The 14,738-nt window shown below is 50.0% G+C and carries 15 protein-coding genes and 3 tRNA genes; 9 read left to right on the top strand and 9 right to left on the bottom strand.

All coding sequences use genetic code 11. From position 1 onward, the window contains the following. The first annotated feature begins 9 nt into the window (after window positions 1–9). The 3 genes from AC2215_RS15480 (at window position 10) to AC2215_RS15470 (ending at window position 1,088) form a co-directional block, all read left to right on the top strand. The gene (locus AC2215_RS15480; protein WP_486810910.1) at window positions 10–600 is read left to right on the top strand and encodes a hypothetical protein; all 591 of its coding nucleotides are present in this window, start codon (window positions 10–12) and stop codon (window positions 598–600) included. Window positions 601–823: 223 nt separating this feature from the next. After that, a tRNA-Ser gene (locus AC2215_RS15475) sits at window positions 824–906 on the top strand. Between the two features lie 109 nt (window positions 907–1,015). After that, window positions 1,016–1,088, top strand: a tRNA-Lys gene (locus tag AC2215_RS15470). 364 nt (window positions 1,089–1,452) lie between these two features. Here the strand turns inward: AC2215_RS15470 and AC2215_RS15465 are convergent. Next, entirely contained in the window at window positions 1,453–1,584 is a 132-nt protein-coding gene (locus tag AC2215_RS15465) for a hypothetical protein (RefSeq protein ID WP_486810909.1), read from the bottom strand. A gap of 137 nt (window positions 1,585–1,721) precedes the next feature. Here AC2215_RS15465 and AC2215_RS15460 point away from each other — a divergent pair. Further along, window positions 1,722–1,793, top strand: a tRNA-Lys gene (locus tag AC2215_RS15460). 14 nt (window positions 1,794–1,807) lie between these two features. On the opposite strand, the gene AC2215_RS15455 is transcribed toward AC2215_RS15460, so the two are convergent. Then, entirely contained in the window at window positions 1,808–3,004 is a 1,197-nt protein-coding gene (locus tag AC2215_RS15455; protein ID WP_486810908.1) for a CBS domain-containing protein, read from the bottom strand. Window positions 3,005–3,208: 204 nt separating this feature from the next. Continuing rightward, window positions 3,209–3,562 (bottom strand): recombinase family protein, encoded by a 354-nt coding sequence (locus AC2215_RS15450; RefSeq protein ID WP_486810907.1) that lies wholly within the window; start codon window positions 3,560–3,562, stop codon window positions 3,209–3,211. A gap of 179 nt (window positions 3,563–3,741) precedes the next feature. Between AC2215_RS15450 and AC2215_RS15445 the strand changes: the two genes are divergently transcribed. From AC2215_RS15445 to AC2215_RS15430, 4 genes are all read left to right on the top strand, one after another. Further along, window positions 3,742–4,308: an adenylate kinase gene (locus AC2215_RS15445; protein WP_486810935.1), complete on the top strand. Its 567-nt coding sequence runs from the start codon at window positions 3,742–3,744 to the stop codon at window positions 4,306–4,308. A 64-nt stretch (window positions 4,309–4,372) separates the two neighbouring features. Beyond that, window positions 4,373–4,693, top strand: a complete 321-nt coding sequence (locus AC2215_RS15440; RefSeq protein WP_486810906.1) for a thioredoxin family protein — start codon at window positions 4,373–4,375, stop codon at window positions 4,691–4,693. Window positions 4,694–5,006: 313 nt separating this feature from the next. Next, on the top strand, window positions 5,007–5,243 hold the full coding sequence (locus AC2215_RS15435) for a ferredoxin-thioredoxin reductase variable chain (protein WP_486810905.1): 237 nt from the start codon (window positions 5,007–5,009) through the stop codon (window positions 5,241–5,243). Window positions 5,244–5,312: 69 nt separating this feature from the next. Beyond that, window positions 5,313–5,936: a CP12 domain-containing protein gene (locus AC2215_RS15430; RefSeq protein WP_486810934.1), complete on the top strand. Its 624-nt coding sequence runs from the start codon at window positions 5,313–5,315 to the stop codon at window positions 5,934–5,936. Between the two features lie 591 nt (window positions 5,937–6,527). On the opposite strand, the gene AC2215_RS15425 is transcribed toward AC2215_RS15430, so the two are convergent. Further along, entirely contained in the window at window positions 6,528–6,782 is a 255-nt protein-coding gene (locus AC2215_RS15425; protein WP_486810904.1) for a hypothetical protein, read from the bottom strand. A 282-nt stretch (window positions 6,783–7,064) separates the two neighbouring features. Continuing rightward, window positions 7,065–7,160, bottom strand: a complete 96-nt coding sequence (gene petL, locus AC2215_RS15420) for a cytochrome b6-f complex subunit PetL (RefSeq protein WP_264319644.1) — start codon at window positions 7,158–7,160, stop codon at window positions 7,065–7,067. Between the two features lie 96 nt (window positions 7,161–7,256). Here petL and aroB point away from each other — a divergent pair, with 96 nt between their 5' ends. Next, window positions 7,257–8,339: a 3-dehydroquinate synthase gene (aroB, locus tag AC2215_RS15415; RefSeq protein WP_486810903.1), complete on the top strand. Its 1,083-nt coding sequence runs from the start codon at window positions 7,257–7,259 to the stop codon at window positions 8,337–8,339. Window positions 8,340–8,531: 192 nt separating this feature from the next. Here aroB and AC2215_RS15410 read toward each other — a convergent pair whose 3' ends face one another. From AC2215_RS15410 to AC2215_RS15395, 4 genes are all read right to left on the bottom strand, one after another. Then, window positions 8,532–8,951 (bottom strand): hypothetical protein, encoded by a 420-nt coding sequence (locus tag AC2215_RS15410; protein WP_486810902.1) that lies wholly within the window; start codon window positions 8,949–8,951, stop codon window positions 8,532–8,534. A gap of 284 nt (window positions 8,952–9,235) precedes the next feature. Beyond that, window positions 9,236–9,964 carry a Bax inhibitor-1/YccA family protein gene (locus AC2215_RS15405; RefSeq protein ID WP_486810901.1) on the bottom strand — a complete coding sequence of 243 codons (729 nt, stop codon included), beginning with the start codon at window positions 9,962–9,964 and terminating at the stop codon, window positions 9,236–9,238. A 36-nt stretch (window positions 9,965–10,000) separates the two neighbouring features. Next, on the bottom strand, window positions 10,001–11,182 hold the full coding sequence (gene cheB / locus AC2215_RS15400) for a chemotaxis-specific protein-glutamate methyltransferase CheB (RefSeq protein WP_486810933.1): 1,182 nt from the start codon (window positions 11,180–11,182) through the stop codon (window positions 10,001–10,003). Window positions 11,183–11,365: 183 nt separating this feature from the next. Then, window positions 11,366–14,107, bottom strand: a complete 2,742-nt coding sequence (locus AC2215_RS15395; RefSeq protein WP_486810900.1) for a hybrid sensor histidine kinase/response regulator — start codon at window positions 14,105–14,107, stop codon at window positions 11,366–11,368. Window positions 14,108–14,738: the final 631 nt, after the last annotated feature.

Below are 14,738 nucleotides of genomic sequence, written 5' to 3'. Positions count from 1 at the left end.
AGGTGAACCATGCCTGTAATCGTCATGGATGTGACCCATGCTGAAGCACATCCCAATGCAGAGAGTTTGCGGGTTTATTCGATGAAAGCCTCCGGTTACGATGAGGTACAAACTATTGCTAACCTGGAAAATATTTATGAAGTGGGCGATCGGGTAGCCGTTGCTTTAGCTGGTTCGATCCTCAAAGATGGCACAAAAATTAAACCCGCCAAACTTCGAGGAGTGCGCTCTTTTGGCATGGCATTGGGTAAAGTTGACGATGCGACGGGTACCGATCTTTCCGAGCTGTACTGTCAAAAAACAATGGCAAAATCGGCTCAACTGCAAAAATGGCCGAGCATTGAGTTATTACACAATTTGTATCGCAGTTTGGAAAAAATTGGAGAAACACCCAAAATTACCTATCGAGCAAAAGTGAAACTTGATGGGACTAACGCTGGGGTTCAGATTTTCTCCGACGGTCGAGTTGCTGCTCAAAGTCGCACGCAGATCGTTACCCCCGAAAATGATAATTTGGGATTTGCAAATTGGGTCGATCGAAATCTCGAATATTTCTCTAACCTTGCGAGTTCCGAACCTCATTCATTCGAGAAACGCTGAAGTGTCTCGTAATTCCTGACGATCTTTCGGGGTGCATTGCGTCCTATATCCCTTCCCTCATGGTGTCTGAAGTCGAAGCCGTGGAGACGCTAGCGGAGTGAAGCTAGTCATTAGCGGGTGCAACTCCCGTCAGACACCCCTTTTTGGATGGGCAGGGGGGCATGGGGAGCATGGGGAGCAGGGGGAGAAAACTGCTTGTACGATCGCCATTTGCCATCATTTTGGAAGCTGCTGCTCAAGGTGAGCAACTTGTCTCGAAAACAGGAGTACGACCAGTGCGTAGGGGTTCGATTCCTCCAGCTTCCGCTTCGAGAGTTGGCACGAGCTTCACTCTCCCCCAGCTTCCCCCGCTCCCGTTTCTCCCCCTGCTCACCTTCACCCGTATCCTCAGATTCTTGTCTGCAATAAAACCCTTGGGGATGTAGCTCAATTGATAGAGCAGTCGGCTCTTAACCGATTCGTTGCAGGTTTGATTCCTGTCATCCCCTTTTGGAAGATGCCGCCGACGGGACGGCAACTGGTCTTGAAAACCAGGGTACGGCAGCGATGTCGTAGGTGTATGCGCGAAGGCGCAGGCTACGCCCACGATTCCTCCATCTTCCTCTCATCCGCCAGAGGCTAAAAAGCGAGGCACCGTGCTGATAACGCGGGGATAGAAGGGGCAGTACCTTCCTGGCGGACTGGCTACAATAAAAACATGGGGAGGTCGCCTAATTGGAATGGCACCGGAGAAAAGTTGGAAACCGGCTCCCACAAGGACAACCGGGTTTGACGGAGTAGGGTAAAAAGTTGCATCGCGACGTTCCCCGAAACGAAGAACGGGCAACGGGTTGCAGAAGCACTGAAAGGAATTCAATGTCCGAGATGGGGGAAGTTCCCATCTGCTTTCAGGTAGTCAGTTTTATCTGCCTGTGGGTAGTAAGGAAGCGCATTTTCCTGAAAGTTGCCGTTGGTTGATGCGGGTTCGAGTCCCGTCCTCTCCATTTATATCGCTATAGCTAAGAATATCTGTGATATTGAGCTTTGGAGGCTTCGGAGGCTTCGGAGGCTTCGGGGGCTACATTCCCTCAATTCTCCCCCATCTCCCGTTCCTCCCCCATCTCCCCTTTCTCTCTAATTCTGGGTGGTTGGCATAGCGGCCGTGCAGCAGACTTTTAATCTGCCTTAGATGGGTTCGACTCCCATACCACCCTTTTTTTGAATCCAGCTACGACTTTCCAGTGGCGAACTTTTCGAGTTGTGACAACTCCCCTAACGCCCGAGTAACGATCGCATCTTGTTGGGATGAGGAAAGATTCGATCGATCCGCCAAGCGTTCCAGACAAGCGCGCAAATTCCCCAGATGAACCTTGATATCCTCAGCAGATATATCGACAGTATTCTGCTCTAAGGGCGATTCTGGGGAATTTTGTCGTGTCAACCCATCCTCTGAAGAATCGTGTTTTTCTTCCAATTCATCCACGGTGCGCTGCAAGGTTTCCACCACCCCATACATCTCCATGGGATCGAAAATTCGCAGCAAACTCGTTTGCGTCACGATACCCAAACCGCCACCCCAATTCCACGACACCACCAACCGCCGAACGCGACGTTTTTGCATCTCTCGATGTGCCGTCCACAGGGAATCTTCCGGACTCAGCAAAAATAACGGAGAACTCATCACCGCTTCTGCGGTTGTATCGTCTAAGTTCAATCCCAAAGCCTGAAATTGGACGATATCTCGTTCGGTGACAATACCGACGGGTAACGCAAAGGGTTCCCCATCGGCCTCGATAATCGCCACGCAACTAACGCGATGTTGGGCCATCAACTGGGCTACACCCAGCACCGACGTACTCAACGCCGCTTGAATGACGGGTGTTGTCATCACTTCCGACACCCGACGCATTTTCAACAGATTCGCCGGACGTAACACCCGACGGATACTTTCGGAGGAAACGACTCCCACAAGTCGATCGCGATCGTCTACGATGACCAGATGGCGCATTCGATACCGGCGAAATAAAAACAACACCGCAAAAATATCTTTAAATTCGCTGTATTTGAAGGTAATCACCGGATGGACCATGATGCGCGCGACGCCGACTCCGGCAAAATCGACTCCATCCGCAGTCAGGCGGACGATATCTCGTTCGGTAAAAATGCCGATTGCTTTATCGCCCGCAAGTGCCAGTACGCAGCTCGATCTCGCTCCAGTTAACGGTATGGTGTTGGGGTCGGAACCGGTCACCCCATCCACCGTCGAGTTAGCAGTTGAGTTAACCTCCGAACCCCCATTCGCCCGCGTTTGATTCATCAGGGCGATCGCATCGAGCAAAGGCGTTTCCGGCGATACGATTAACGGATGACGATCGATGGCATCCTCCAAAGATGGCGTTCCCACAGTCGAATCGTCGAATTGCATAACCACTGCCCATCAACCCTCACAGAACTTCTGAGACACTCGATCGTCGACCTCAAACAGGGATGTAACAGTTGAGATAATCAAAACAAATAATACGTATAGATTTTGTTGCTCTAATGGTGTAGGATGAAACACATCTTACAAAAACCTTAAATGGGGAAACGTCAGGGAGGAAATTGCTGCTGAGTGCGGCTCGAATCAAAGTCACTTGAGTTTGCGATCGTTTAACGCTGGGGATTGTTGCGGATTCTTTCCATAGAGTCGATCGAGAACTCGCTTAACAGAAATTCGCTGCCATTGCTGACCTCGCTTGGTTTTGTAGCCGTGCTGGTTGAGCCAATCGGCAACCTGTTGCAGGGACTTACCAGATTTATGGTGACGGCGAATTAACTCGATAATTTCCTGTTCGAGGGGATTTGCTACCAACTCGCCATTCAAAGCTTGCTGACCGAAAGCCGGAGAACCGTAGCCCGCATAACCGCCCTGGGCAGCTTTAGCTTGCCGCCCGCGTTCTAACCGATTCCAAACTGTCTGACCAACCGCTTTTTTCGCTGTCATGGCTCTTAAAAATTGCAGAAACAATTCGCTCAAAGATTCCGCGACTCGTAGAAGCATGGTAGCTCAGATTGCGTCGGGGCGATCGTGACAATTCCCTAATTTATTTCACGCTTTTAATACATTTGGCTCCTAGGTTGAGCCTGTCAACTTCATTGAAATACCAATTCAATCTCAACATGATGATGCGACTCATTTTTCTTGGCGCACCTGGTGCAGGTAAAGGAACTCAAGCAGCTAACCTCGCCCAAACTTGGCAAATTCCTCACATTTCCACCGGGGATATTTTGCGTCAAGCCGTTGCCGATCGAACCCCTCTCGGTGTGAAAGCCAAATCCTTTATGGATGCAGGAGAACTGGTTCCCGACACCCTCGTCATTGCCCTGATTGAAGAGCGTTTGGGTCAACCTGATGCTGGCATGGGTTGGATTCTCGATGGCTTCCCCCGGAATCTCGTGCAAGGGGATTCTCTCAACGCACTACTCGAACGGCTAGAACAACCTTGCGATCGAGCGGTCTATTTCGACGTAGAAACTGAAGCTCTCGTGGAACGGATGCTGGCACGGGGACGCAAAGACGATAACGAAGAAACCATTCGCCGCCGTTTGCAAGTGTATCGGGAGCAAACTACGCCGCTCATCGATTTTTATCACCAGCAGGGATGTTTGGCTCAAATTGACGGCAATCGCTCCGTTGAAGAGGTAACGATCTCCCTGAATGAAGCGCTAAAAGCTGCCGTTGGAGTCTAAATTGACTTCGTTTGCCGTGTGCCGATAATTTTTAAATTCTGGGTTTAATTCTGGGTCAATTTTTATGAGTCAAGCTGTTGCATCTCGACCGATCGATATTGATAAAATTCTGAGCGCTCGAGGTCTAGTTGTTGTCGAGTGTTCTGCGTCTTGGTGCGGCCCGTGCAAGGTAATTGGACCGCTCGTCGATCGACTTTCCCAAGAGTATGGCGATCGCCTCCAGGTCGTCACTCTTGATGTGGAAGAAAACAAAGCGTTCGTTAAAAAAGTGCAGTTGCGCAGTATTCCTGCCGTACTTATTTTTCAAGATGGCAAGCTCGTGGAAAATATTGTGGGTCTTGCCCCTTACGATCGGTTTGCTCGTGCGGTCGAAAAATACCTTTAAATCCGATCTGTTGCTCGAACGATCGATTTAGAACTCGAAAATTTTGACGAGAGAAAAGCAGAGATTTTTATGCATACAGCTCAAGCAGTGCCATGCCCAAATTGTGGCAGTTTTGCGAAGCGACTTCACGTTCTGAATACCAAGGTGATGAACTCAGACCGTGCCGAATATCGGATAACTCGAACGGAGTGTTCTGCCTGTGATTACTTGATGGTCACTTGTTCGAGCGACGGTTAAGTTGGTTTTGAGGGGATTGATGAGGGATTCAGATTTTCCATAAACTGAATCCCTTAATTAAGTTGTGTATCAAAAGATGAAAGTAACGATGAACGTCGGCGATCGCATTCGAGTTAAAGAAAATATTGTGGTCTATCACCACCCGCAACATCGCAACCAACCCTTTAGCTTGCAGGGTTTAGAAGGAGAAGCCGTCGAAATTATGGTCGATTGGAAAGGTCGATCGATTAGTCCGAATTTTCCAGTTAAAGTCAAGTTCGAGCGTCGATTTCAAGCTCACCTGAGTCCCAACGAAATCGAAGTTTTGAATTGAATTTGAATTAAAATAGAAGTGCAACGACAGAAATATTAAAGTTGTAAATCTACTGGATAAAGAGGTCTTATCGTGCTAAAAGCAGAAGATATTATGACCCGAGAGGTCGTAACCATTGAGGGGTCTGCTACTGTTGCAGCTGCTGTTGGGTTAATGAAAGACAAGGGTTTGCGGGCGCTGATTGTCGAACCGCGTAATGAAAACGATCCCTACGGTATGGTGACAGAAACTGATATCGTTTATAAGGTTGCTGCCTACGGACACGACCCCAAGAAAACGCGGGTTTACGAAATTATGACCAAGCCCTGTATCGTGGTTAATCCCGAACTGGGGGTCGAATACGTCGCGCGGTTATTTGCCAATACTCGCCTCCGTCGCGCCCCGGTGATTAAAGAGAAACTACTCGGTATCATCTCCGTCAGCGATATCCTGAAAAAAGGCGACTTCATCGAAAAGCCGAAACGACTCTTTATTGAAGACGAAATCGAAGCGGCCCGAGATGACGCACGGACGATTTGTGCTGAAAAAGGCGCGACTTCTAAAGAGTGTGCTGCGGCTTGGGATATCGTCGAAGAACTGCAAGCAGCAGCCGCACACCAGCGCGCCGATAAAAAAGCAAGCGAGTCAAATTCACTGAAGTCCTACTGCGAGGAAAATCCCGATGCGCCGGAATGCCGCATTGATGATAATTAATTAGCAATTAAGTCCGATCGGGTTCAATGGTCAGCGACCGGCAAACGGATTGAGACTCTAATTTCAGCATTGTCAGGGTCAATAGTATTGTAGGGGTTAACGACCGTTGACCCCTACAGATGTTTGTTAGATTCTTAACAATGATGAGTCGATTCGATCGAATTCCCAATTCTTCAGTCGGGAATCGCTCTTTTCAAGCTATCTTAAAAATTGTCATCGGATGAGGGGAAATTGAGTCAATATTTTACGACATTGAGATGATTTCAGAAATCCATCGACATACACACGATCGAGAGGTCTTTAATTTAACGTGAGTTCGGGTTCAGACCACTTTTGAGGGTATTCTCTCGTGAGAATCAGGTTTTCAGTCAACGAAATAATGAGGGTTTCAGCTTATCCCGAACTGACGTTAATTTAGCCTATTGAGACAACCCGATTCCACACTTATCAATTTATCAAAAACAATTCAAACACTAGGCTGTGTTGACATTTGGCGTTCAACCCCATGTGATGACTGAATTTCATCTGTACGAGCGCAATGCTTCGTAAACACTACGGGTAAAGGCTTCGAGTATGAAATGTCAACAGAACCTAAATTTCACTAAACTTGACAATTTCTTCAGCCGATAACCGAGAGCGAGCCACTCGAACGGGAAGATGAGTGGCATTGGCATAGCCATCAATGGGTTCGCGCAGTAATAATCCGTATAGTTCTTCTTCTGATTGTGCTGCGGCATCGAGTTGGAGATAAACCCGTTCGGGTGCATAGAGTCGCAAAAGTCGAACTTGCCAGCGGGTTTTGATATTCTTAATTGAAGTGGCCATTTGAGAATTGGAGTCTCCCATTTCACAGGCAACTTTCCAAGCTTTGTTAATCTTAATGATTTCACAGACAAGTTGCTCGAAACTTGCGAGTGGATAGCGACAAGAATTTGTGGGATTCATACTGTTGAAAAAGGATGGCAAAGATGCACCTATCTCCACGTTAATTTTTGGCTGGGATTCTTAGCCTCGGTAATTCTACGTATTTTTCGTTAAAGTTCCTTCGATCGATGCCATCAAAAACGCGACCCTATACAGCGATCGCGTTTAACATATTTTATGGTTAGATTGTTAGCGTCAGTTTAATTAAATGAGTTTAACTGCTCGCAAGCCGAACATTAAAATGACAGCCGTAGCAAATGCACCACCGAGCATTAAAACATAAACAAGTGCGCCGGACATTAACTATTCTCCATTTTCGATCGATATAAACTATTGAAACACGCCATGCGCTAAAATACATCCCACAAATACGTTTGCGTGGGGTAAAGTGTCTAAATGTCTGCGATCGAGGTGAAGTTACCCCAGCAGTCTTACCAAATCGAGATTGCTGCGGGAAAATTGGATCGGCTCGGAGAGTTGATGGGGCCGTTGAAATTAGGTCAAAAAGTACTCGTGGTGTCCAACCCAGAAATTTTCGGACATTACGGACAACGAACGATCGCTGCATTAGAAGCTGCAGGATATGAGGTTGCCCACCACCTCATACCGGCAGGGGAACAATATAAAACCCTCGAATCCATTCAAAAGATTTACGATACCGCCCTCGGGTTTCGCCTGGAACGTTCCTCGACGATGGTTGCCCTGGGCGGTGGGGTGGTTGGAGACATGACCGGATTTGCGGCGGCAACTTGGCTGCGGGGACTAAATTTCGTGCAAGTTCCCACTTCTTTGCTGGCAATGGTGGATGCCTCCATCGGCGGTAAAACTGGAGTCAACCATCCCCAGGGGAAAAACCTCATCGGTGCGTTTTATCAACCTCGCCTGGTTCTCATCGACCCGGAAGTGCTGCAAACTCTTCCGGAACGGGAATTTCGGGCAGGCATGGCTGAGGTCATTAAATATGGGATTATTTGGGACGATCGGTTGTTCGAGCAGTTGGAAAATGCCCCTCGCCTCGATCGCCTCGAATATTTGGAGACTGCACTCTTAGAAGAGATTTTAGGGCGATCGTGCCAAGCCAAAGCCGATGTCGTCAGTCAGGACGAAAAGGAAGCGGGGTTGCGGGCGATTCTCAACTACGGTCACACCATCGGTCACGCTGTGGAAAGCCTCACAGACTATACCACCTTCGTGCACGGGGAAGCGGTTGCCATCGGGATGGTTGCGGCCAGCCGAATCGCTATTGAGTTGGGACTGTGGAATGCACAATGCGATCGCCGTCAGTTGGCACTCATTGAAAAAACCCAATTGCCGACCCAGGTTCCCCCGAATTTAGCCGTGGATGATATCCTCACGGCCTTGCAAAGCGATAAGAAAGTCAAAGGTGGAATCGTCCGCTTCGTCCTCCCCACGCAAATCGGTACGGCAATGGTTAGCGATCGGGTCAGTGGTGAGGTCATTCGGCGCATTTTGGCGTAAAACCAGACGAATATCGAGTTCGGTTATAGCAGTTCGCGCCGGTATCGTGACAAATTTTCAGTCATGGGGAATGGGGTATGGGGTGTAGGGCATTGGTGAAAGGTGTAGGGTGTAGGGAAAATTCATCTCCCTTGTCCCCTTGTCCCCTTGTCCCCTTGTCCCCTTGTCTCCCCCAACTCCCCCTGCTCTCTCTCACCCCCCCCTCAAAGAAAGCAGGAGTGCCGAGAGAATCACCCCTGCAAATAAGATAAAAACGATGAGAATCAGCCCATACTGGAGGGTGTAAAGTTTTCGTAATTCCCCCAGGGCGATGGTTAAATTTTCGATATCGCGACCTTCGGTATCGACAATCAGCTTGAAGGCACCGGAGGCTTTGCGAGTCCAGAAACCCACCAACAGTGCCAGAGTGCCTTGAATCAAGAGGCTGAAGCTAAAACCCAAACCGTCGATCGCCCCCGAGAGTGTCATCAAGCTCGCGATCGCCCCGCAGAACATCGACAGTCCCCCCAAAGCGATCGAAAGTATCCCCACAAAGCGCATTTTTACGGCGAGATCGGCAAGAAGCTGGTTTTGGCTGCTGTTAAATTCGTATTCCGGTTGCCCCAATTCCATGATTTAACGAATAGATATATGACTCGATATGTGTGATTCGATTGTCGTTTCGACGCTCTCAGAATACACCAGAATTCTCTCGATCTTGTCGTTTTATCGCTGTTGCCACTCCTTCGAACGCGATCGACATCAAAAAAGAGGGGCGTGCGTACCCCTCTCCTCATTGACGCGATATTCGATCGCGCTTTAGTGCCACTTAATATCTGAAGTCTTTAATTTACCGTTTGCGTAAATTGAGTAAATTTAAAACCTCACAAAGGTTGCACTAGCCGTTCGCGGCAAATTTAATCGCGGCTATTCAAGGCAATTAATAGCCGCAGGATGAAAACAAACAAGTTGATGTACGTTAAGTACATCGAAAGTGCGGCCGGTAGATATTGGTCGTCGCGGTAAGAACGAGGCAGGATGTAGAAATCCACCACCGCCACACCGGCAAACAGAAATACGCCGAGACCGGAAATCCCGATTTCCAACCAAGTTGGCGTAAAAACACCAAACAAGGCAAACAGTGCTTGGGCGACGAGAACCACCAATAGGGCAATGACACCCAACTGCACCGTTTTTGTCAGTGCCATCCCGTCTTCTTCCGACAGGTTAGAACCAATTTGACGGGCGGCAATGAAGGTCACGCCGCAACCGAGGGCGGAAACTCCGATGCCGGTAATTCCGACTCCGGGCGTGGAAAGGGCGAGGGCAACTAGCCCCGTCAGGGTATAGCCCGACAGTAGGCTGTAGGTCGCCAGCAAGGGCAGTGCGATGCTGTTATTTCCCTTCTCGGCGACACCACGGGCGACGAAAAATAAGATTAACTCGACAATCAACGCCCCCCAGAAGGTGGGCATGAAGATCGCCGGATTGTTTTGCAGAACCTGCAAGCCGCCGTATGTCCCGACAGCTGTCAGAACTAACCCACCTCCGACATAGGGCAAGGCATTGGCAATCACGTTGGGGCCGACTAACGGTTGACCGTTCGCCTGCCGCATGGCTTCGCGAAAATTACTGGTATTACTCATCGTTTGATTATCCCGAGTTCATCGAATATGAAATCGCTATCTGTTTTTATTGTGTCGCATTCGGGACAACTCGGCGATGGGATCGAGAGCAAGCTGGTGGGCCAACAATCGTTCTGTCAGTAGGGGCGCGATCGCGCTGACGGGTAAAATATGTTGAGCCGCACCGAGGGCGATCGCCTCTTTGGGCATTCCAAAGACCACGCTGCTCGCTTCATCCTGGGCGATCGTCACTCCACCGGCTCGATCTATTTTTTGCATGCCGCTTGCCCCATCTCGACCCATTCCCGTCAGCAGAATGCCGATAGATTGATAAGTATAGCACTGTGCTAAGGACTCAAAGGTAACGGAAATGGAGGGACGATGACCCGCTCGCGGCGGTGCCATGGAGTCGGTAAATCTTCCGAAGCAATCGAATTCTAAATGACGATCTTCTGGGGGAAAATAAACCGTACCGGGTTGAGGGATTTCCCCCAACTGAGCAATTTGAACCGGCAGCGCGCACTCCCCATCGAGCCATTGAACCAATCCGAGCAAGAAACCCGCGCTGATATGTTGGACGCACACCACCGGCACGGGAAAATTCGTGGGTAACGCCTTCAGAATGGATTGCAAGGCTTGAGGTCCTCCGGTAGAAGACCCGATGCCCACCATTTTATAGCCACCCACGTGCAAACCATCGCCAACGGAGGAGCCAGGGGTTTGAGGCTTGGCAGAAGCAGGGGTCGGCGCGACATGACCGATGCTGTTTTTCGATGAACCCTCGCTCGTTGACCCGAATATTGATGGTTCTCGACGGTGGCGGTGCAAGGTAAACACCGTCACCCCAGCGAGTACTTTAATCTTGGCAATGACTTCTCGTTTGAGGGCTTCGAGATCTGCACTCACCCCAGCCATCGGCTTAGGCAACACATCAACAGCCCCAGCCGCGAGCACTTGAAAGACGTTTTGCGTATTTTCAGCTTGCACGGACGCGCTCAGCACTAAAATCGGGCGGGGATATTTGGCCATCACTTCTTTGGTCAATTCCAAACCATCCATCTCGGGCATATGCAAATCCGTACAGATGACTTGAGGTTGCACCTGGGGAATCAAGGTTAATGCTTCTTTTCCCGTGCGCGCCGTTCCCACGACCTCTAAATCCTCGCTGGACTCTAGCATCCGTTTGAGAACGATGAGGAAAACCGGAGAGTCTTCAACCAGTAAAACGCGAATGGCCATGGTGCTCTTGGCAGATTGCAAGGGGTTGGTGTCTATTCTATTTTGCTCGATCGCTGCTCCCCCTGCTCCCACCGCGATTGCCAGCTCACCCTCACGATGTCCTAATTGCTAGGCGCGGTTGCTATAACTTCCCCGTTCCCCGTTCCCCACTCTCATCCAAAACTGTCTTGTCCAACACTGATGTTAAACCAAACGCTTGAGGGTTTCTAAGAGGACGTCTTGGTTGAGGCTGCTTTTGGTAATGTACGCATTGGCTCCAACTTCGGCCCCTTTACGGCGATCTTCGTCGGTGGCGAGGGAGGTCACCAGAATAATCGGCAGTTCGCTATATTCCGGCTGCGATCGAATCCGACTCGTGAGTGCCAAACCATCTAAATTGGGCATTTGGATATCCGATACCACGGCATCGAATTCGCGGGTGGGTAACTTTTTCAATCCATCCAACCCATCGACGGCCGCCACTACTTCGTAACCGGCTCCTTCTAAAATTCGTTTTTCTTGGGTGCGCGTGGCGATCGAATCTTCTACGAGCAAAATCGACTGCTGGCGCGCTTCTCGATCGAGGTTGGGTTTGGGAAGGGCCGTTCCAGATGCCACCTGCACCGAAGCGAGTAAATCTTGGGGCTCGAGCACCATACACACTTCCCCCGTTCCCAAAATTGTGGCTCCGGCGACGTTGCGCACTCGTTTGAGCAATCGACTTTGGGGTTTGAGAATGGCATCTTGTTCGTCGAGCAGGGCATCGACGAGTAACCCTAAATAGTCTTGTCCGACTTTGAGAACGATACAAGGTTGCCGTCGAGTCAAAGTGGGAAGGGTGGGGTTTTGTTCTAGCTCTAATAAATGAGCCAATTGGACGATCGATATCGGCTGATTTCCCATCAAAATCGTATCTCGACCCTCGATCGAAAAAACTTCCTCCCGAGAAATCGATCGAGCCGCTTGTACGAACTCGATGGGTAAGGCATAGGTAACACCATTGACGGCAACCAATAAAACATGGGCGGTTGCCAGCGTCGTTCCCAACTCCATGCGGACGATGGAGCCTTGGTTGGGAACCGATTGGATACTCACCGAACCTTTGAGGCGCTCGACGTTGGCGCGCACCACATCCAAACCCACCCCCCGACCGGAAATTTCGGTGACGAAGCTACGGGTGGAAAATCCGGGCATGAAAATCAGCTCTTGAATTTGCTCCGGTGTCATCGCGGCGAGGTCTTCTTCTCGGTACAGTTTCCGTTCGATCGCCGTTTTTTTGATTTTTTCTAAATCCAAGCCGCGCCCATCATCCATGATTTCGATGATGATATTGTTCCCGCTTTGACGACCTCGCAATCCCAATCGCGCTTTGGGGGATTTGCCGAGCTTTTCTCGTTCTTCGGGGGTTTCGATGCCGTGGTCGATGGCATTGCGCAAGATGTGCAACAGGGGGTCTTTGATGTCTTCGAGAATCCGTTTGTCGGCTTGGGTTTCTCCTCCGGACAGGGCAAACTCTACCTCTTTGCCCTGTCGTTTGGCTAAATCTCGCACCATCCGAGGAAACAGGTTAAAAATCGTGGATAGGGGCAACAGCCGCAGGGTCCGCACCCCCTCTTCGAGTTCGCTCGAAATCCCTTCGAGGCGAGCGGTGTCCTCACTGGCTTGCTGTTTGAGGTCCCCCACGAGCAGACCGAGGCGATCGAGTCGGGTTTGGGTTCGTTGAGACCAAGACTGAATGGCATTAAGAGAACCGTTGAGTTCGCCGCGCTCCAAGGCTTCGAGTGCCAGACGATTGGCAAATGCATCTCGATTCAACTCTTCCCATAAATTGGCAATGGCTTCGATTTGAGACAGCCGATGGGCGATTCGGATTTTCGTGACGGTGAGTTCTCCGGTTTGATTCATCAACGCATCTAAGTTCGAGGTGGCGACTCGAATGGTATCGATGCGGTAGAGACCGGTCTGGGTGGATGAATATTGGGATGTTGAGGTGCGACCGTTACTCGCAACGTCTTCTTCGTCTGGACTGGTTGGATTACCCTGGGAAGCCTCGGTCTGGCCGTTATTTGAATCGGAGGTATCCCCTGTTAATCGGGTCAGCACTTGGGCAATATCTACCCCGGCAACTTCCCCCGTCACGGCTTCGCGGGTCAGTTTGCCGATCGCATCTAATCCTTGATAGAGACGCTCGCTCAATTGAGCGCAAAAGACTTGCTTTCCTTCTTTGACGGGAATCAACTGCTGTTCCCAGGTGTGAGCGAGGGGGACGATATCGTGAACCCCCAGCATCCCGGCATCTCCTTTGATACTGTGGATTTCCCGCAACAGCTCTTCCATCTTGTCGCGATCGTCGGGTCGAGTTTCCAGGTGCAACACGCCGTTTTCTAATTTTTGCAGGTGCTCTTCACAAGCGATTTTGAACGTGTGGCGCAGTTCGTCATCGTCGATGTACAAGCGACCTTTGCTTGCAGGGGGAGGGCTGGAAGAGGGGACTGGAGACGGCTTGCGTTCGGCGGAAGCGATCGGCTCTGGGGGCTGAGGCTCGGGCGCTGTGGGTGGCTCGGGTTTGCCGGCTCCCATCAACGTGGCGAGGATGTAAAATGCTTTCACGCCGGAGGGTTCCCCGGATACGGCTTCGCGAACGAGTTTGCCGATGGCATCTAACCCCATTCCCAGCTGCTCGATGACTTGCTCGGAAACGGTCCGTTTGCCCGAGGCGAGGGTTCCTAAGATATGTTCGATTTGATGGGATAACGTGGCGATGTCTTTGAGTTCCAACATCGCCGCTTCACTTTTGAGGGTATGAATCTCTCGCACGAGGGCTTTGATGCGATCGAGATCGTCTGCATGGGTTTCCAGGTAAAACAACCCATCGTTGAGTTTTTGTAAATGCTCTTGGCTTGAATCTCGAAAGGTCGTCCGAAGTTCTCGATCCTCGATCGTCATAATTCCTCAGTTCCTGCCATTAACCTTGAGCGCTTTGCTGGGTCTTCGATCGAGTTCGGGCGATCGGCGATCGTTCCTGTTGGCGAACGGGATCGTTTCTCTCCGGTGACTCCCTCCGATGCCCAAAACGATCGGTCTTGACCTGCACTCGATCCGATCCATCTCTATTATGAGAGTCTGGAGAACGAGAAAGCCTTCCGTCTCCCTCAATGCTCCAATGACTGGCGTTTAGACAAAACTTCGATAACGAAGGCAAAAACCCCGATCGGGTGAGATTTTTGGGGATTGCATTCCCTTCTCCTCCAGACAACTCTCAAATCTAGTCAAGATCGGGATTTGACCTTTCGATTGTTTAAACTTGTCTAAACTCCAATGAAATAAAGAAGTTTGCAATTTTAGATCGAAGTTCCCTGGTTAAAAGCGATCTAAAATTGCAAAACATTTAGGTAATGAGAGCTTCTTCAAAGCTCTATCGAGCGTGGTTTTTTGTTTTTGTGCAAGCAATTATTTCGTGCAATTTATCGTTTAAAGCAAACTGGAGATTTCAACTCTCTCCATGGCAGCTTTACACGGAAAATCGTACGCCGATTTCATCCAGTCGCAATCGTTGGCATTTTTTCTCTTGTCCGTT

Source organism: Zarconia sp. (genome assembly GCF_057467645.1).
This window is presented reverse-complemented; position numbering and strand designations above follow the sequence as displayed.

Coding starts and splice junctions, on each gene's coding strand:
- AC2215_RS15480 (WP_486810910.1), top strand. CDS start 10: ATGCCTGTAATCGTCATGGATGTGACCCATGCTGAAGCACATCCCAAT.
- AC2215_RS15465 (WP_486810909.1), bottom strand. CDS start 1,584: ATGGAGAGGACGGGACTCGAACCCGCATCAACCAACGGCAACTTTCAG.
- AC2215_RS15455 (WP_486810908.1), bottom strand. CDS start 3,004: ATGCAATTCGACGATTCGACTGTGGGAACGCCATCTTTGGAGGATGCC.
- AC2215_RS15450 (WP_486810907.1), bottom strand. CDS start 3,562: ATGACAGCGAAAAAAGCGGTTGGTCAGACAGTTTGGAATCGGTTAGAA.
- AC2215_RS15445 (WP_486810935.1), top strand. CDS start 3,742: ATGATGCGACTCATTTTTCTTGGCGCACCTGGTGCAGGTAAAGGAACT.
- AC2215_RS15440 (WP_486810906.1), top strand. CDS start 4,373: ATGAGTCAAGCTGTTGCATCTCGACCGATCGATATTGATAAAATTCTG.
- AC2215_RS15435 (WP_486810905.1), top strand. CDS start 5,007: ATGAAAGTAACGATGAACGTCGGCGATCGCATTCGAGTTAAAGAAAAT.
- AC2215_RS15425 (WP_486810904.1), bottom strand. CDS start 6,782: ATGGGAGACTCCAATTCTCAAATGGCCACTTCAATTAAGAATATCAAA.
- petL (WP_264319644.1), bottom strand. CDS start 7,160: ATGTCCGGCGCACTTGTTTATGTTTTAATGCTCGGTGGTGCATTTGCT.
- aroB (WP_486810903.1), top strand. CDS start 7,257: ATGTCTGCGATCGAGGTGAAGTTACCCCAGCAGTCTTACCAAATCGAG.
- AC2215_RS15410 (WP_486810902.1), bottom strand. CDS start 8,951: ATGGAATTGGGGCAACCGGAATACGAATTTAACAGCAGCCAAAACCAG.
- AC2215_RS15405 (WP_486810901.1), bottom strand. CDS start 9,964: ATGAGTAATACCAGTAATTTTCGCGAAGCCATGCGGCAGGCGAACGGT.
- cheB (WP_486810933.1), bottom strand. CDS start 11,182: ATGGCCATTCGCGTTTTACTGGTTGAAGACTCTCCGGTTTTCCTCATC.
- AC2215_RS15395 (WP_486810900.1), bottom strand. CDS start 14,107: ATGACGATCGAGGATCGAGAACTTCGGACGACCTTTCGAGATTCAAGC.